Source organism: Kitasatospora sp. NPDC049258, assembly GCF_040678895.1.
Classification (GTDB): Bacteria; Actinomycetota; Actinomycetes; order Streptomycetales; family Streptomycetaceae; genus Kitasatospora.
In genome coordinates this window covers 1-17440 of record NZ_JBFAQT010000013.1, presented here as the reverse complement: position 1 = coordinate 17440, position 17440 = coordinate 1, and the positions used below count along the sequence as shown (strand labels likewise).

13 protein-coding genes are annotated in these 17440 nt (G+C 74.1%); 9 read left to right on the top strand and 4 right to left on the bottom strand.

The annotated features are described in order from the left end of the window. Window positions 1-7 precede the first annotated feature (7 nt). Both rpmI and infC read right to left on the bottom strand, forming a co-directional pair. On the bottom strand, window positions 8-202 hold the full coding sequence (gene rpmI, locus AB0K43_RS13530; protein ID WP_148647646.1) for a 50S ribosomal protein L35: 195 nt from the start codon (window positions 200-202) through the stop codon (window positions 8-10). Window positions 203-373: 171 nt separating this feature from the next. Continuing rightward, the gene (infC, locus tag AB0K43_RS13525; RefSeq protein ID WP_363639368.1) at window positions 374-1135 is read right to left on the bottom strand and encodes a translation initiation factor IF-3; all 762 of its coding nucleotides are present in this window, start codon (window positions 1133-1135) and stop codon (window positions 374-376) included. Window positions 1136-1586: 451 nt separating this feature from the next. On the opposite strand from infC, the gene AB0K43_RS13520 reads away from it, so the two are divergent. Further along, entirely contained in the window at window positions 1587-1970 is a 384-nt protein-coding gene (locus AB0K43_RS13520) for a DUF1844 domain-containing protein (RefSeq protein WP_363639105.1), read from the top strand. 116 nt (window positions 1971-2086) lie between these two features. Here AB0K43_RS13520 and AB0K43_RS13515 read toward each other — a convergent pair whose 3' ends face one another. Then, window positions 2087-2830 (bottom strand): SseB family protein, encoded by a 744-nt coding sequence (locus tag AB0K43_RS13515; RefSeq protein ID WP_363639103.1) that lies wholly within the window; start codon window positions 2828-2830, stop codon window positions 2087-2089. A gap of 97 nt (window positions 2831-2927) precedes the next feature. Between AB0K43_RS13515 and AB0K43_RS13510 the strand changes: the two genes are divergently transcribed. Both AB0K43_RS13510 and AB0K43_RS13505 read left to right on the top strand, forming a co-directional pair. Further along, window positions 2928-4142, top strand: a complete 1215-nt coding sequence (locus AB0K43_RS13510) for an amino acid deaminase/aldolase (protein WP_363639101.1) — start codon at window positions 2928-2930, stop codon at window positions 4140-4142. A gap of 60 nt (window positions 4143-4202) precedes the next feature. Continuing rightward, entirely contained in the window at window positions 4203-4601 is a 399-nt protein-coding gene (locus tag AB0K43_RS13505) for a hypothetical protein (protein WP_363639099.1), read from the top strand. A gap of 73 nt (window positions 4602-4674) precedes the next feature. On the opposite strand, the gene AB0K43_RS13500 is transcribed toward AB0K43_RS13505, so the two are convergent. After that, on the bottom strand, window positions 4675-5745 hold the full coding sequence (locus AB0K43_RS13500; protein ID WP_363639097.1) for a DUF2510 domain-containing protein: 1071 nt from the start codon (window positions 5743-5745) through the stop codon (window positions 4675-4677). Between the two features lie 153 nt (window positions 5746-5898). On the opposite strand from AB0K43_RS13500, the gene AB0K43_RS13495 reads away from it, so the two are divergent. From AB0K43_RS13495 to AB0K43_RS13470, 6 genes are all read left to right on the top strand, one after another. Continuing rightward, entirely contained in the window at window positions 5899-6639 is a 741-nt protein-coding gene (locus AB0K43_RS13495; RefSeq protein ID WP_363639095.1) for a gamma-glutamyl-gamma-aminobutyrate hydrolase family protein, read from the top strand. A 165-nt stretch (window positions 6640-6804) separates the two neighbouring features. Then, entirely contained in the window at window positions 6805-7833 is a 1029-nt protein-coding gene (locus tag AB0K43_RS13490) for a cation diffusion facilitator family transporter (RefSeq protein WP_363639093.1), read from the top strand. A gap of 57 nt (window positions 7834-7890) precedes the next feature. Continuing rightward, a complete protein-coding gene (locus AB0K43_RS13485) occupies window positions 7891-8811 on the top strand; it encodes a 5'-3' exonuclease (RefSeq protein ID WP_363639366.1) in 921 nt (306 codons plus the stop codon). 143 nt (window positions 8812-8954) lie between these two features. Beyond that, entirely contained in the window at window positions 8955-9725 is a 771-nt protein-coding gene (locus tag AB0K43_RS13480; RefSeq protein ID WP_363639091.1) for a GntR family transcriptional regulator, read from the top strand. A gap of 164 nt (window positions 9726-9889) precedes the next feature. Next, on the top strand, window positions 9890-12028 hold the full coding sequence (locus tag AB0K43_RS13475) for an alkaline phosphatase family protein (RefSeq protein WP_363639089.1): 2139 nt from the start codon (window positions 9890-9892) through the stop codon (window positions 12026-12028). 28 nt (window positions 12029-12056) lie between these two features. Further along, window positions 12057-17351, top strand: a complete 5295-nt coding sequence (locus tag AB0K43_RS13470; protein WP_363639087.1) for a LamG-like jellyroll fold domain-containing protein — start codon at window positions 12057-12059, stop codon at window positions 17349-17351. The last annotated feature ends 89 nt before the right edge of the window (window positions 17352-17440 follow it).

The window sequence follows — 17440 nt, the reverse complement described above, 5'->3', positions numbered from 1 at the left end:
CGGGCGATCACTTGCCCAGAAGCTTCTTGATCTTCTTGGCGTCGGCCGGAGCCAGCACGACGGTGCCGGCCAGCTTGCGGGTCAGCGTCGAGGGCTTGTGCTCCAGCAGGTGGCGACGGCCGGCACGCTCGCGCAGCACCTTCCCGGAGCCGCTGATCTTGAAGCGCTTGCTGGCGCCGCTGTGCGTCTTTTGCTTCGGCATGTCGCCGTTTCTCCTCATCGTCCGCCCCTTGGCCCGCACACTGCTGCGCGGGCCCGGGGCACAGGCCCCTCCCCACCCGGTGTCGGGTTCGGAGGGCGGTTCTCGGTCACCGGGGCGGATGCCCCGGTACCTGGTGGCCGATCGCTCGGACGAGCCGTGAGCCACGGGGGCTCAGGCGTCCTGAGCGGTCTCGGCCGGCTGCTCGACCTCGGCGGCCGGGGCCTCGACGGCCTCGACGGCCTCGTCGCTCTCGGCGTCCTCGGCCACATCCAGGGCCTCATCGGCCTCGATGTCGTCCTCGGCGTCCTCGGCGATCGAACCGGGGGTCCGGCCCTGGCGCTCGGCCTTGCGGGCGTCCGCGATGGCACGGGCCTCGGCCATGGCCTCGGTCTTCTTCTTGTGCGGACCAAGAACCATGATCATGTTTCGGCCGTCCTGCTTGGCCGAGGACTCCACGAAGCCCAGGTCCTGGACGTCGTCCGCGAGCCGCTGCAGCAGTCGGAAGCCCAGCTCGGGGCGGGACTGCTCACGACCGCGGAACATGATCGTGATCTTGACCTTGTCGCCCTGCTTGAGGAACCGGACGACGTGACCCTTCTTGGTGTCGTAGTCGTGCGGGTCGATCTTCGGCCGGAGCTTCATCTCCTTGATGACCGTGTGCGCCTGGTTCTTGCGCGCCTCACGGGCCTTCATGGCCGACTCGTACTTGAACTTGCCGTAGTCCATGAGCTTGCAGACCGGCGGCCGCGCGGTGGCGGCGACCTCGACCAGGTCGAGGTCGTACTCCTGGGCAAGCTCCAGCGCCTTGGCGAGCGGCACGATGCCGACCTGCTCGCCGCTGGGACCGACGAGTCGCACCTCGGGGACGCGGATCCGGTCGTTGATGCGGGGCTCGGTGCTGATGGGGCCTCCTCGGTTGCACCTTTTTTCGATGCGGCCGTCGGACGGCGGTCGCACGTAGTGGCATTCGACCACTGGGCGGGGCTTCATTCATGCTGCGCTGCGAACAGCACCGCAAGCACGAAAAAAGCCCCGCACGGTGACAGGCGGGGCTCCACACAATCCTGGGCGCCGGGTGAGGGCGCCACTGGCGACCTGCGACCCTCGCGGGCGCCTGTCGCGGACCGTACCCGTCGACCGTGAGGACGAAGCGGGTGGGAGACTGTCGCGGTTGCCCTCTCGGGCCTCCTGGGTGGAGCCTCCACTTGCTGGCCGGGAACCCATACGGGTGCCAGGCCGGTCAGTCTCGAAGCATACAGCCTTTCCCGCCGCGCCGGTATTCCGCCCCTCCGCGGCCCGGGGCCGCCCACCTGCGGCGCACCCGGTGGACCGGGCCTGGGTACGCTCGCTGTGTACCCAACCCGGCACGACGGAGTGAGCCATCTTGACCAGCCAGCCCGAGCAGCACGAAGAGCACACCGGCGACGAGGCGGCCATCGGCTTCGACGACCTGACCCGCGACATCGCGGAGGTGCCGGCCGTCGAGGTGATCACCACCGTGGCGGTCCACCTGATGAGCGCCGCCGCCGTCAAGTGCGGGCTCGCCGAGGGCGGCGAGAAGGACAAGGACCTGGACGAGGCGCGCAAGCTGATCACCGCGCTGGCCGGCCTGGTCACCGCCGGGGCCCCGGAGATCAGCAACTTCCACGCCGCACCGCTGCGGGACGGGCTGCGCTCGCTCCAGCTGGCCTTCCGCGAGTCCTCGCTGGTGCCGGACGCCCCCGGCTCCGGCCCCGGCGAGAAGTTCACCGGGCCGGTCTACTCCTGACCCCGCGCGCACGGCGCCCCCGGAGCTCCCCGCTCCGGGGGCGCCGGCCGTTCGGGGCGCGGCGGCTGTTCGGGGGCGCCGGCAGTTCGGGGGCGCCGGCTGTTCGGCGGTGAAGCTCAGCGCCGGTGGAGCGGGTCCTTGGGCAGCGCGGTGGTGGCCGGCACCACCGCGAGCTGGAGGCCGCGGTCCAGCCTGACCCGCAGCACCGGATCGGCGGTCAGCGCACCGGCCAGCCGGTCGACCGCCGCCCGCAGCTGCTGCTCGGCGAGGGCCGCGTCCAGCACCACCACCAGGGTGCCGTCCGCCTCCTCGGCCGCCTGCAGGTGCCCGACCGCGACGGCGGGCTCCGCCGCCAGCAGTGCCCGCACCGCCGTACGGACCTCGGGGTCCGCGTGCGGCGGGAGGTACGCGCGGTTCTCCGCCACCGCGCGCAGCCGGGCACCGCTCAGCGGGAAGGCGACCGGGCCGGCCGGGTCCAGCAGCAGGGTGTCGGCGCGCTCGGAGTACGCCACCATGGCGGCCTGCGGGGCGGCCACCGGGGCCGGGCGGGCGTCGGCCCGCCAGCGGGCCATCGCCTCCAGCGAGGTGAAGGCCGGCAGCGCCCGGCGGCCGTCCGGCGCCTCGATCACCGGGACGGCCATGTCGCTGGTCTTCTCGTGTCTGAGCCCGTTCGCATCGGTCTCCACCTCGCCGAGCAGGGCCACGATCGGCACCAGCAGCCGGCTCGCGGTCAGGGCGCCGAGCAGCTCGCCCTCCGCCGTCCGGTCCTGGGCCCAGCCGGCCAGGGCCGCGGCCAGGCGGGGGTCGGCGGTGCCGTCGTCGTCGGAGAAACCGGGGTTCGGGATGTTCTTGGGCTCCACCCCGTGAGGGTATGCCACCCGGCCGCGCGGGCCGGCACCCGCAGGAGCCCCGGTACAGGACCTACCCAGCGGTAGCGCCGTGTGGCAGTCTGCGCCCATGGCCAACCTGCACCCCGCCCCGGGCACCGCCGGCGACCGCGCCCGGTACGACCGCGCCACCGCGCATCTGGACGCGCCGCTGGCCATGGTCGACCTGGCGGCCTTCGACGCCAACGCCGCCGACCTGGTGCGGCGGGCGGCCGGGAAACCGATCCGGGTGGCCAGCAAGTCGGTGCGCTGCCGGGCCCTGCTGGAGCGGGTGCTGGCGATGGACGGCTTCGCCGGGATCATGAGCTTCACCCTGGCCGAGTCCATCTGGCTGGCCCGCTCCGGCTTCGAGGACATCCTGCTCGCCTACCCGTCCGCGGACCGGGCCGGCTACGCCGAGCTGACCGCCGACCCCAAGCTGGCCCGCGCGATCAGCGTGCTGATCGACGACCCGGCCCAGCTCGACCTGATCGACCGGGCCCGCGAGGGCGACGAGCAGGTCCGGGTCTGCCTGGAGCTGGACACCTCGCTGCATCTGCTGGGCGGCCGGATCCGGGTCGGCGCCCGGCGGGCCCCGATGCGCACCCCCGAGGAACTCGGCGCCTTCGCCGAGCTGGTGCACACCCGGCCCGGTTTCCAGGTGGTCGGCCTGATGGCGTACGAGGGGCACATCGCCGGGGTGGGCGACCGGATCGCCGGGCGGCCGGTGCGCTCGCGGGCGATCCGGCTGATGCAGGCCAAGGCCCGGGCCGAGTTGGTGCAGCGGCGGGCCGCGGTGGTGCGGCGGCTGCGGCAGGTGGCGGACCTGGAGTTCGTCAACGGCGGCGGCACCGGCAGCGTGGAGAGCACGGTGGCGGAGCGGGCGGTGACCGAGGTGGCCGCGGGCTCCGGACTGTACGTGCCGCGGCTGTTCGACAACTACCGCTCGTTCCAGGGGCGGCCGGCCGCGCTGTTCGCCCAGCCGGTGGTGCGGCGGCCGGGGGTCGGCGTGGTGACGGTGCTCGGCGGCGGCTACCCGGCCTCGGGCGCGGCGGGGGCGGACCGCTCCCCCGTGCCGCACCTGCCGGCGGGGCTGCGCTACGACCCGCAGGAGGGCGCGGGCGAGGTGCAGACACCGCTGCTCGGCTCGGCCGCCGACGACCTGCTGATCGGCGACCGGGTCTGGTTCCGGCACGCCAAGGCGGGCGAACTGTGCGAGCGCTTCCCGGAGTTGCACCTGGTCGAGGGCGACCGGGTGACGGAGACCGTGCCCACCTACCGGGGCGAGGGCAAAACCTTCCTCTGATCGTCAGGGGCGGGCCCTATGCTGACGATCGGTCGGATTGCTGATCGGAAGGGGGCCGTCATGGAGACGGAGATCGTCGCACTGGCGACATCGGGCGCGACCACGCTGGTCGGGCTGATGGTGACCGAGCTCTGGTCGGAGGCCCGCGGGCGGTTCGCCGCGCTGTTCGGGCGCCGCAGCGAGGCGGTCTGCGAGGATCTGGACGCGGTCCGCGCGGAGTTGCTGGCCGCCGAGGACCAGGACGCCGCGGCGGCGGGCGCGGAGGCGGAGTGGACCGCCCGGCTGCGGCGCGCGCTGGCGGCCGACCCGGCGGCCGCCGCCCAGCTGCGGGCCCTGCTCGACGAGTTGGCACCGCACCAGCCGGCGCCGGCCGCCGGGTCGGTGCACAACACCATCACCGGGGGCGAGTTCCACTCCCCGGTCATCCAGAGCGGCCGGGACACCACCTTCGGGCGGTGACACCACCGCGTCCGGCCCCCGGCGGCTGCCGGGGGCCGGACGGGCATGGCGAGGCGGGGCGGGGGCGGGCCGCTCAGGTGCGGGTGCCGCCCGAGCCGCCGCCGAGGGCCGGGCCGTCGTAGGCGGCGATGCCCGCGACGATGGTGTCCATCACCTTGACGTCGGGCGCCTTGCCGTCCACGTCGAAGCCCAGATGCACGGTGGCCAGCTGCTTGCCGTCCCCGGTCGGGAAGACCACGGTCTCGACGTAGCCGTCGTTGCCCTGCGACGCGTCCACCTTCCAGCGGACCAGGTAGCCGTCGTGGCCGGCCACGGTGACCGGCTCCGACTTCAGCTCCTCGTGCGACTTGACGTCGCCGTAGGACTCCTTGGCCGCGGCCGCGATGTCGGTCAGCGCCACCTGCTTGGCGTCGGTGCCCGCCACCTTGCCGGTGACCGCACCGCCCAGCGAGCAGGTGCTCTTGCCGTCGGCGCAGGTGTACTCGCCGATGGTGAGGGCCGCGTAGCCGTCATCGGTGCTGCCGCCCTGCCAGCCGCTGGGGACGGGCAGGGTGATCCCGTTCACGGCGTCGACGGCCGGGCCGCCGGCCTTGCCACCGGGCCTCCCCCCGCCCGGGCCACCACCCGGGCCACCACCCGGGCCGCCGTTCTGGCCACCCTGGCCGTTGCCCTGGCCGCCGTTCTGGCCGTTGCCCTGCCTGTTGCCCGGAGCGTTGCCGCCCTTGCCGCCGATGCCGCCGCCCGGGCCGCGGAAGTCCTGGGAGCGCGGGCCGGGCCGCTCGACCGCCCGGCTGTCGCCGGAGCGGCCGTCCATCGCCAGGTAGGTCACCCCGGATCCGACCGCCAGACCGACCAGCGCCGCCACCGAGGCGGCCAGCAGGACCGCCCGGCCCGGACCGCGCCGGACCTTGGGCGCCACCGGCTGGTCGACGGCCGACGGCAGCTCGGGGTAGCGCACGGTCGGGCCGGTGCCCAGCACCTCGCCCTCCAGCACCCGGCCGTCCGCGTGCTCGGCCGCACCGTCGACCGGCGCGGGCCGGGTGGCGGTGGTCCATCCGTTGCCGTCCCACCAGCGCTCGGGCCGCGGGTCGCCGGTGAGGTCCTTGGGGTCCGGGTACCACCCGGCGGGAATCTGCTCGCTCACACCGGAGAAATCTAGGCGCCCGCGGGTAAGCGCGGAATCAGCTCGACCTGAGAACGGCCTTTCCCCGATGAGATTCGGATGAGAAAGACACGCCCTCCCCCCGGATCGCCCCAGCAGCCGCTTCCCGCCCCGCGAGACGGCAGAATTCGCGGCATGACCCCACGGCCCGTCATCGGCATCAGCACCTACCTCACCACGGCGGCCTGGGGCCGCTTCGACCACCGGCTCGCGGTCATGCTGCCCGAGCGCTACCCGGCCCTGGTCCGGGCCTCCGGCGGCCTGGCCGTCCTGCTGCCCCCGGACGCGGCCGAGCACGCCCCGGCCGCCGTCGCCCGGCTGGACGGCCTGGTGATCGCCGGCGGGGAGGACATCGACCCGGCCCTGTACGGCGAGCAGCCGCACCCCCGCACCGAGGCCCTCGCGCCCGAGCGCGACACCTGGGAGGCCGCGCTGCTGCGCGCGGCCGCGGCCGTGCGGCTGCCGGTGCTCGGCATCTGCCGCGGGATGCAGCTGCTGAACGTGGTCCGCGGCGGGTCGCTGCTCCAGCACCTGCCCGACCTGGTCCGGCACGAAGGCCACGCGGGCGGCCCGAACAGCTACGGCCGGCACCTCGTCCGGCCGGTCCCCGGGACGCTGCTGAGCGGGCTGCTCCCGGAGCCGGGCGTGGTGGTGCCGACCTCGCACCACCAGGCGGTGGACCGGCTCGGCGAGCGGCTGACGGTCTGTGCCCGGGCCGAGGACGGCACCGTCGAGGCGGTGGAGGACAGCACGGGGGCCGGCTTCGTGCTCGGCGTGCAGTGGCACCCGGAGCAGGGCGAGGACCTGCGGGTGATGCAGGCCCTGGTCGGCGCCGCCGCGACGGCCCGGGCCGGCCGGCTGGTCCCGGTGGGCTGAGGCGGTTCGGCAGCTGCCGGGGGCCGTTCGGTGGCCCTCGTGGGGGCCGTTCGACGGGAACGACAACGGTCACCAGTGCAGTCTTTGGATCTTCCTCCGATCTGCGGTTCACTTCGTGGACGGGCAGTGCGGCCCGGCCAACGGAACGTGCGGGAGAGGATCTCGATGGGCGGCCACGACCACCAGCACGACGAGCACGACCACGGCGGGCAGGGCGGGCACGGCGGGCACTCGCACGGGGTGGCCGCCGACGCCGACCGGCGCTGGCTGCTCAGCGCGCTCACCCTGATCGTGGTCTTCATGGCCGGCGAGGTGGTGGTCGGCTTCGCCGCCCAGTCGCTGGCGCTGATCTCCGACGCCGCGCACATGCTGACCGACGCGGCGTCCATCGTGCTCGCGCTGATCGCCATGCGGCTGTCCGCCCGGCCGGCCCGCGGCGGCTACACCTACGGGCTCAAGCGGGCCGAGATCCTCTCCGCCCAGGCCAACGGCGTCACCCTGCTGGTGCTGTCCGCCTGGCTCGGCTACGAAGCCGTCCAGCGGCTGATCCACCCGCCCGAGGTGACCGGCGCCCTGGTGCTGATCACCGCGCTGGTCGGCATCGTGGTCAACATCGCGGCGGCCTGGTGCATGTCCAAGGCCAACCGCAGCTCGCTGAACGTCGAGGGCGCCTTCCAGCACGTCCTGACCGACCTGTACGCCTTCATCGCCACCGCGGTGGCCGGCCTGGTGATGATCACCACCGGCTTCGTCCAGGCGGACGCGATCGCCTCGCTGATCGTGGTGGCGCTGATGCTGAAGGCCGGCGTCGGGCTGGTCCGGGACTCCGGGCGGATCTTCCTGGAGGCCGCCCCGGCCGGCATCGACCCGGACACGGTGGCCGACCGGATGGTCACCGAGCCCCTGGTCGAGGAGATCCACGACCTGCACATCTGGGAGATCACCTCGGGCCAGCCGGCGCTCTCCGCCCACATCCTGGTGACCCCGGGCGGGGACTGCCACGCCGTCCGCCGGGAGCTCCAGCGCCGGCTGCGCGAGGAGTACCGGATCAGCCACAGCACCCTCCAGGTCGACCACGTCGGCGAGGAGGAGGCCCAGGGCCTGCTGCAGATCACCGGCCCCGGCACCGAGCCCTGGGAGCACTGCGCCGACGCGCACGGGCCGATCCACCGCAGCGGGCCGCACGAGCACTGATGCCGACGGTTCGTCAGTGGTGTGCGGCATGATCTGAGGGTGACCGCACCCCGACTGATGCTGCTCGACACCGCCAGCCTCTACTTCCGCGCCTACTTCGGCGTGCCGGAGTCCGTGAAGTCCCCCGACGGGCAGCCGGTGAACGCCGTCCGCGGCCTGCTCGACTTCGTCGCCCGGCTGGTCCAGGACCACCGCCCGGACCACCTGGTCGCCTGCATGGACGCCGACTGGCGGCCGCAGTGGCGGGTGGACCTGATCCCCTCGTACAAGACCCACCGGCTCGCCGAGCAGGCCGCCGAGGGCGCCGGCACCGAGGAGGAGATCCCGGACACCCTGGCGCCGCAGGTGCCGGTGATCGAGCAGGTGCTGGACGCGCTCGGCATCGCCCGGGTCGGCTGCCCCGGCTACGAGGCCGACGACGTGATCGGCACGCTCACCGCGCGGGCCGCCGGGCCGGTCCAGATCGTCACCGGCGACCGGGACCTGTTCCAGCTGGTCGACGACGGCCGGGAGATCACGGTGCTCTACCCCCTCAAGGGGGTGGGCAGCCTGCAGATCACCGACAACGCGCTGCTGCGGGAGAAGTACGGCGTCGACGGGGCCTCGTACGCGGACCTGGCCGCGCTGCGCGGGGATGCCAGCGACGGCCTGCCCGGGGTCAAGGGGATCGGCGAGAAGACCGCGGCGCAGCTCCTGCAGACCTACGGCGACCTGGCCGGGATCCGGGCGGCCGCGCTGGATCCGGCCTCGAAGCTGACCCCGGCCCGGCGGCGGAACCTGGTGGAGGGGGCGGCCTATCTGGACGTGGCGCCCACCGTGGTGCGGGTCGCCGCCGACTGCCCGCTGCCCGACCACGACCCGGCGCTCCCCATCGAGCCGCTGGACCCGATGACCCTGGAAGACCTCTCCACCCGCTGGGGCCTGGGCAGCTCCCTGGAACGTGTCCTCGCCGCGCTCGCGTCCGCGACGCACCCGTAGCGACGGATCCCCGGAGCGGGGAAACGCTCGGTTGCCCTGGCGAGGACGCGACCCGGGCAACGGTGCGTGCTGGTGCCCAGGTCACGGGGGTGCGGCGGTGGACGCGTACCGGGGTGCGCCGCGGAAGGTGGTAGACCGTAGGCGTGCGGCAGAACTCGGCGGCGGACGCCGTCCCAGCAACGGCCCAGGGTGCGGGGGCCGTCGCGGCGGACCTCGAAGGACGGATCGGGCGAGCCGAGTGGCCCGCCGGCGGACGGCTGCCGGGTGAGCAGGCGCTGGCCCGGGAGTACGGGACGACCCGGGCCCGGGTGCGGACGGCGCTGGCGGCGCTGGCCCGGCGCGGGCTGGTGGTGTCGCGGCCGAATTCCGGCTGGTACGTGCAGGCCGGCTTCCGGGCGCAGACGGTCGGCGAGCTGCGCCCGTTCTCGGGTTGGGCCGCCGGGCACGGGCTGGACTTCGGCGGGCAGGTGGTGCGGCGCGAGCGCAGCGGGGCGAACGCCCTGGAGGCGCGGCTGCTCGGGATCGGTCTGGGCGACCGCGTGTTGCGGTTCGTGCGGGTGCGTACGCTGAACGGCCGGCCGGTGATGGTGGAGCGCTCGGCCTGGGCGCCGTGGGTGGAGCCGATGGTGGACCGGCTGCCCGACGACGTGCCGTCGGTCTTCGACGGGCTGGCCGAGGCCGGGGTCCGGATCGCGCTCGGCGGGCACCGGATCGAGGCCGTCGCGGCCTCCAGCGAGGACGTCCGGCTGCTGGGGGTCCGGCGCTCCGGCCCGCTGCTCCAGGTGACCCGGACCGGTGAGACCGCGGCCGGCCGGCTGGCCGAGCTGGCGGTGGACCGGTACCTGCCGGAGGTGGTCGCCTTCGACGTGCGGCCGGGGGACGTGAACCGGACCCTGCTGGATCCGCCGCACTGATCGCGGGGCCGGAAACCGGCCCAGTGCGCGCAGTCGGCGACCGAGTCCGGCCGCCCGGCCATCGAGTCGATGAGGCGTCGTGCCGTGTTCACGGTTGATTCATCGCGAGCGCTTCTGATCTGAATCGCCCTCATGCGGGCAGTTCGGCTCACCAGGAGTGACAGATGACGACCGACCCCCGACTCTCCCCGTCCGACGACGCCTCGCCGCAGGTGGTGGTCCCGCAGTCGGTCCTGCGCTCGGGGCTCTCCCGGCGCGGCATGCTCAAGGCGATGGGCCTGCTCGGCGGCGGCTCCGCGCTGGCCGCGGGCAGCGCGACCGCCCGGCCGACCGACGGCACCGAGGCCGGGCCGGTCGCCTACGCGCTGCCCGACGGCTTCACCGGCACCATCGCCGACCTCAAGCACGTGGTGATCCTGATGCAGGAGAACCGGTCCTTCGACCACTACTACGGTGCGATGCCGGGCGTGCGCGGCTTCAACGACAAGCAGGGGCTGCGCTTCCCCAACGGCACCGACGTCTTCTCGCAGCCCAGCGGCTCGTCCGTGGTCAAGCCGAAGCACGTGACCACGGTGGCGCAGAGCACCACCGGCCTGGCGCACGACTACGGCACCGGCACCGGCGCCTGGAACGGCGGCCGCTACAACAACTGGATACCGGCCAAGGGCAGCGCCACCATGAACTACCTCACGGGCGAGGAGATCCCGTGGCAGTGGTCGCTGGCCAGCACCTACACCCTCTGCGACAACTACCACTGCTCGGTCATGGGCCCGACCACGCCCAACCGCCTCTACCTGTGGACCGGCACCTCGAACGGCGTCACCTCCAACGGCGGCGAGACCTCCGGCAACCGCGCCTGGCAGACCTACCCCGAGGCGCTGCAGGCGGCCGGGGTCTCCTGGCGGGTCTACGTCGACAACAACGACGGCGACGGCTGGCGCGGCGACTACGAGGACAACCCGATCCGCGGCTTCGCCACCTTCACCCCGAGCGCGGCCAACCTCGCCGACCCGGTGAAGACCGCCCCGGGCACCGGCGTGGTCTGGCGGGCCAACTCCTTCCCCTACGCGCCCGACGGCCTGCCCGACGACGACAGCGACACCAACCTCAACGGCGTGCTGGGCGAGTTCATCGCGGCCTGCGCCCCCGGGGCCGAGCACCCGCTGCCGCAGGTCTCGTGGATCGTCTCACCGTACGAGTGGTCGGAGCACCCCTCGGCCAACCCGGAGCACGGGGCGCACTACACCAACCGGGTGCTCAAGGCGCTGCAGAGCAACCCGGACATCTGGAACCACACCCTGCTGATCCTCAACTTCGACGAGAACGACGGCTACTTCGACCATGTGCTGCCGCCGGTCCCGGAGGCCGGCACGGCGGGCGAGTTCTCCGGCGGCACCCCGATCGGCTACGGCGCCCGGGTCCCGATGACCCTGGTCTCGCCATGGACCAGGGGCGGCTGGGTCAACTCCGAGGTGTTCGACCACACTTCGGTGATCCGCTTCCTGGAGGTGTGGACCACCTCGCTGGGCACCCCGGCCCGGAGCACCACCATCACCCCGTGGCGGCGGGCCGTCAGCGGCGACCTGACCAACGCGATCGACTTCACCCGCCCGCTGCTCGGCACCCCGTCGCTGCCCGACACGGCGGCGCTGGTGGCGATCGCCCGGGCCGGCGGCGCCATCGCGGGCCAGGTGCCCTCCGAGGACAAGTGGACCGACCACCCGGCGCTGCGCCCGCGTCCGCTCCCGTTCCACCCGCAGGGCACGTTCAGCGAGAACCGCGCCACCGGCAAGGTCACCGCGCATCTGAGCCTGGCCGGCGGGCCGGCCGGGAAGGCCGTCAGCCTCCAGGTCTTCCCGGACAAGTACAAGGCGTTCACCAACACCCCGTTCACCGTCAGTGCCGCCGCCGGACGCGAATACACCTGGGACGCCGCCGCCTACCAGGGCCGCTACGCCTTCTCGGTCTACGGCCCGGACGGCTTCGTGCGCTCCCACGCCGGCACCGTGCTGCCGGCCGGCCAGAACAACACGGGAGTGCCGCGGGTCGACGTGGAGCTGGTCACCGGGGCCACCCCGATCGTCGTCCTCACGCTGCGCAACGACGGCCTGCAGCAGGTCCGCTACACGCTGACCGCCAACGACCACGTGGGCGGCGTGCAGCACCTCTGGGTCGCGCCGGGTGCCGCCCAGAGCGTCAACTGGCCCACGGCGGACGGCTACTACGACGTCGTCCTGACCGCCGACACCGGTACCGGCTGGAGGCACCGGTACGCCGGCCGGGTCGCCCGGACCATCGCCTGACCAACCCCTCCGACCTGGAGCACCCCGCATGCGCATCCCCTCGCGGCGCCTCACGGCAGCCTGCCTCTCGACCACGCTGACCCTGGGCAGCCTGGTCCTCGGCCTGGCCGGTCCGGCCGCCGCAGACCCGACCCACGACCAGCGCGACGCCGTCCAACCGGTGGTCTCGTACACCTTCGACAACGATTCCGGGAACACCGTCACCGACGGCTCCTCGCACGGCAACAACGGCAGTTGGACCGGCACCCCGGCGTACGCCCCCGGCGTCTCGGGCCGCGCGCTGCACATCGGCGGCGGCAAGAACTTCGTGACGCTGCCCCGGGTGGCCGGCCAGACCGACGGCTCGGGCAGCTTCTCCTTCGAGACCTGGTGGTACGACAACACGTCCACCGCCGACGCTCCGCTGGTGGCCAACCAGAACTTCGCCTCCTGCGCCAACCCCGGGTTCACCTTCTACCACGTGAGCGGCACCTACCAGCAGCGCTCCTGCTACGGCGTCGGCGGCACCAAGACCTACAGCACCACCCGCACCGCCACCATCCGGGGCGGCTGGCACCACCTCGCGGTGGTGCAGGACGCGACGGCGCACACATACGCGTACTTCGTGGACGGCGCGCTGTTCTCGACCACCCCGACCAACTCGGGCAGCAGCGCCGCGAACTTCAACTCCGGCAGCCCGATCCGGATCGGTCAGGACGGCACCGGAGCGTACAGCGCCACCGACGACGCGCTGGTCGACGACTTCACCTTCTACAACCAGGCGATCACCGCCGACCAGGTCGCCGCCGACTTCGCGGCCACCGACCCGGCCACCCACTTCCCGGTGACGGTGACCGGCGACGGCCACGGCACCGGCACGGCCGCCGTATCGGCCCCGGCCGCCAACACCCAGGACAGGCTCACCGCCGCACCCGACCCCGGCTACTCCTTCGCCGGCTGGACCCCGGTGACACCGCCGGACCTGGCGATCGGCGCGGACGGCTCGTTCACCGCCCCCGGCACGGCCGTCACGGTCAAGGCCGCCTTCCGGCCGAACACCTACACGGTCACCTTCGACGGCAACGGCGCGGACGGCGGCAGCACCGCCGCCCAGCAGCTGACCTACGACCGGCCCGCGGCGCTGACCGCGAACGGCTTCACCGCCTCCGGCAAGCAGTTCGCCGGCTGGAGCACCGGCCCCGACGGCCCGAGCGCCTACCCGGACCTGGCGCAGGTGCGCAACCTCACCGCCACCGACCGGGGCACCGTCACGCTGTACGCCCGCTGGGCCCCGGCCGGCGCCTTCCAGGTCACCGCCACCGGTGACGAGCACACCACCGTGCGCACCTCGACCGACCAGGCCGGCGCGTGGGCGCTGCCCGGCACCCGGGTCACCGCGACCGCCACCTCGGCGACCGGCTACGGCGCGACCTGGCAGGCGGTCTCCCCCGCCGGCCTGGCCGTCGAAGCCGACGGCTCCTTCACCATGCCCGGGCAGGACGTGGTGCTGAAGGCCGTCTCCTCGCCCAACCGCTACACGGTGGCCTTCGACGGCAACGGCGCCGACGGCGGCGCCACCAAGGCCCAGCAGCTGAGCTACGACCAACCGGTCGCCCTCACCGCCGACGGCTTCAGCCGCACCGGCTACAGCTTCCTGGGCTGGGCGACCTCACCCACCGGCGCGGTGGCCTACTCCGACGGCCAGCAGGTCGCCAACCTCTCGGCCGCAGGTGGCGCGACGGTGACGCTGTACGCGGTCTGGGGCCGTTACCGGGCAGCGGGCGACACGGTCGCGCCGGTGGCCTCGTACGACTTCGAGGCCGACCAGGGCGGCGCCGTCACCGACGGCTCCGGCCACGGCAACGACGCCGCGTGGAAGGGCGCCGCCACCTACGCCCGCGGCTTCTCCGGCCGGGCCGCCCACATCAGCGCCGGCCAGGTGATCCAGCTGCCGAAGGCCGCCGGGCAAACCGACGGCTCGGGCAGCTTCTCGTTCTCCATGTGGTGGGGCGAGTACGCCGAGACCGTGGACGGCCCGCTGGTCAGCAACCAGGACTTCAACGCCTGCAACAACGCCGGCCTGTCGTTCTACAACGTCTCCGGTACCACCACGACCCGCGCCTGCTGGGGCACCACCGCCGGCGGCACCCGGCAGTACCTCGCGACCAACCCGGCTGCGCTGCAGGGAAACTGGCACTACCTCACGGTGGTGGTCGACCGCAAGGCGCAGACCGTCGCCTCCTACCTGGACGGCAGCCTCTTCACCACGTCCACGGCCGGCCAGTTGACCTCGGCCACCAGCTTCGCCTCCGGCCTGCCGTTCATGATCGGCCAGGACGGCACCGGCGGGTACGGCGCCTCGGTGGACGCCTTGGTCGACGACTTCGACTTCTACGACCAGGCGCTGACGCCCGCCCAGGTCGCCAACGACTACCGGGCCACCAAGCCCGCCGCCACCGCGCTGCCGGACGCCTCGACGGTCGACCTGCCGATTCCGGTCGCGACCCTGTCGCCCGGCTTCGTCGCCGACACCTTCCACGCCCCGCCGGTGCGCACCGGCGGGCCGATCAAGCAGCCGCTGGCCGCGCTCTGGTACGGCGGCACCGCCCGCTCGTTCACCAAGGTCGGCGGCGACTCCTGGCTCGGCGTCGGCGCCGACGGCACGGTGACCGGCACCGCGCCGGGCAGCGCGCCGCAGCACCCGGGCACGATCACGGTGCAGGCCACGGACGGCACCACCACCGCGCAGATCACCGTCGAGGTCCCGGTCGTCGCGGCCGCGGACGCCCCGCAGGTGGCCGCTGCCACCTGGAACCTCTGGGACAACGGCGGCCACGTGTCCGACGCGCTGCCCAAGGACCTCGCCGTGATCGCCGCCAACGGTCTCGGCGTGATCGCCGTGCAGGAGGACGGCGGCACCGGAGCCCACCGGCTCGCCCAGGCCCTCGGCTGGTACGACTACGAGGGCGGCAACGGCCTCGGCATCGTCTCGGCCTGGCCGATCTCCGCCACCACCGCGGCGACCACCTCCGTGCCCGCGGTCGCGGCCACCGTCGACGTCGCCGGCCACCAGCTCCGGGTCTGGAACACGGCGCTGGACGAGACCGGCTACGGCCCGGACCGGGCCTGCGCCCCGGGCGGCGCCGACGCCGGGCAGCTGGTCGCCGCCGAGCGGTCGAGCACCCGCTACGCCCAGGCCCAGGCGGTCGCCGCGGCCGTCAAGGCGGACACCGCGGGGGCCCGGCCGGTGCTGCTGCTGGGCGGCCTGGCCTCCCCGTCGGCCGCCGACTGGACGGCCGGCACGGCGGCGGCGCACTGCGACGCCGGTGCGGTGGACTGGCCGGTCCCGGACGCCTTCGCGGCCGCCGGCCTGACCGACACCTTCCGGGCCGCCCACCCGGACCCGGCCGCCGACCCGGGCACCACCTGGTCCCCGGTCACCGCCACCGCCTCGAAGGACCGGATCGACTACGTCTACGGCGCGGGCGACGACCTGCACGTGCTCGGCTCCAACACCTTGGTGGCCGGCTGGCCGTCGGCCACCGACGTCCGGTCGAACGCCTGGACCAGCGACCACGCCGCCGTGGTCACCACCGTCACGCTCGGCACCCCGCAGCCGCCGGCCGCGGCCCCGACCGTGGCGGTCGCCCACAACGCGCTGGTCCACCAGGCGGGCCACGGCCCGGCCGACGACGCGGAGCTGCGGGCGGCCGTCGGTGCCACCGCGAGCCCGGCGGACGCGGCGGTGACGCTCGACACCGGCGCCCTGGACCGGCTGACCCCGGGCTGGTACACCGTGCTGGTGACGGCCGTCGCGGACGGCCGGGTCTCCGCACCGGTCGCGGTGACCGTGCACGTGGTCCCGGTCGCCCGGCTCTCCGTGGGCAACCCGACCGTGCAGGCGCCCGGCCTCGGCCTGACCTCATCGGCGGTGCTCGCGGGACTCAACCCCCGGCTGAACGTGCCCGGGGCGGTGGCCGTGGACCTCTCGACGGTCGACACCTCCCGGACCGGCGACTACCCGGTGACCGTGACCGGCACCGACGAGTTCGGCTTCACCGCCACCGCGAGCGCCACCGTGCGGATCACCTCGGCGGACCTCCCGCCCGTGGTCACCGCCTCGCTCTCCCCGGCCGCGGCCGACGGCGCCGACGGCTGGTACCGCGCCACGCCGACCGTCTCCGCCGCCGCCACCGACGACTCGGGCACCGCCCCGCGCATCGAGTACCAGGCCGGCGACGGCGGGTGGAGCGGCTACCAGGGTCCGATCCCGGTGCCGGACGGCATCCGGACCTACCGCTTCCGCGCCACCGACAACGCCGGCCACACCTCGGCGCCGGTCCCGGTGACGGTGCGTGCCGACGGGACGGCGCCGGGGACCAGCGCGACCACGGCGCCCGGCGCGACGGTCATCGCCCCGGTGACCGTGACGCTGACCGCGGCCGACGCCACCTCGGGCGTCGTCCGCACCGAGTACCGGGTCGACGGCGGCCGGTGGACGACCTACACCGGCCCCTTCACCGTGGCCCCGGACTTCACCGACCGGAGCGTCGCCTTCCGTTCGACCGATGCCGCCGGCAACACCGAGCCGGACCGGCAGCTGACGGTACCGGCGATCCGGCCGGTCGGCCCGGAGCTCTCCGTCGCCGCCCCGGCCGTGCCGTACGGCACGGCGGCGACGGTGCGGGTGGCGGTCTCCTCCCCCGGCCTGCCGGCGAGCGGCACGGTGGTCCTGACCGAGGGCGCCACCGAGCGCGGCCGGGCCGTGCTCGCCCAGGACGGCACGGCGGTCCTCACCCTCCCGATCGGCCTGGCCGCCGGCGCGCACCCGCTCCTGGTCTCGTACGGGGGCAGCGCCCTGCTGACCCCGGTCACCCGGACGCTGACCGTCACGGTGACCCTGCCGACGGCCTGGCAATCCTCGGCGGTGTACCTGGCCGGGGACCGGGTCTCCTACCAGGGCCGGCTCTTCGAGGCCTCCTGGTACGCCCGCGGCCAGCAGCCGGGCGACCCGACCGGGAGCTGGCAGGAGATCGCGCTGACCGAGGACGGCACCGCCGCCTGGACGGCCTCCCGGGTCTTCCGGGCCGGCGACCTGGCGTCCTACGGCGGCAAGGTCTTCAAGGCCCGCCAGTACACCCGGAACCAGGCCCCCGGGAACCCGAACGGCCCCTGGGAGGAGCAGGCCCCGGCCGGCCCGGACGGCATCGCGCCGTGGACCCCGAGCACGGTGTACATCGCCGGCGACAAGGTCCGCTACCTCGGCGTGGTCTACCAGGCCCGCTGGTACACCCGCACCCAGACCCCGGACACGGCCAACGGCCCCTGGAAGAAGCTGGGATAGCAGTCGTCGGCACACCGCGGAGCGGCGGTACGGGCGCCCAGGCGCAGTGACAAGCAGTGACCAGCGCCCGTGCGTACGGGAAGAGGAGC

Coding starts and splice junctions, on each gene's coding strand:
- rpmI (WP_148647646.1), bottom strand. CDS start 202: ATGCCGAAGCAAAAGACGCACAGCGGCGCCAGCAAGCGCTTCAAGATC.
- AB0K43_RS13510 (WP_363639101.1), top strand. CDS start 2,928: ATGGCCAACCTGCACCCCGCCCCGGGCACCGCCGGCGACCGCGCCCGG.
- AB0K43_RS13505 (WP_363639099.1), top strand. CDS start 4,203: ATGGAGACGGAGATCGTCGCACTGGCGACATCGGGCGCGACCACGCTG.
- AB0K43_RS13495 (WP_363639095.1), top strand. CDS start 5,899: ATGACCCCACGGCCCGTCATCGGCATCAGCACCTACCTCACCACGGCG.
- AB0K43_RS13490 (WP_363639093.1), top strand. CDS start 6,805: ATGGGCGGCCACGACCACCAGCACGACGAGCACGACCACGGCGGGCAG.
- AB0K43_RS13485 (WP_363639366.1), top strand. CDS start 7,891: ATGCTGCTCGACACCGCCAGCCTCTACTTCCGCGCCTACTTCGGCGTG.
- AB0K43_RS13475 (WP_363639089.1), top strand. CDS start 9,890: ATGACGACCGACCCCCGACTCTCCCCGTCCGACGACGCCTCGCCGCAG.
- AB0K43_RS13470 (WP_363639087.1), top strand. CDS start 12,057: ATGCGCATCCCCTCGCGGCGCCTCACGGCAGCCTGCCTCTCGACCACG.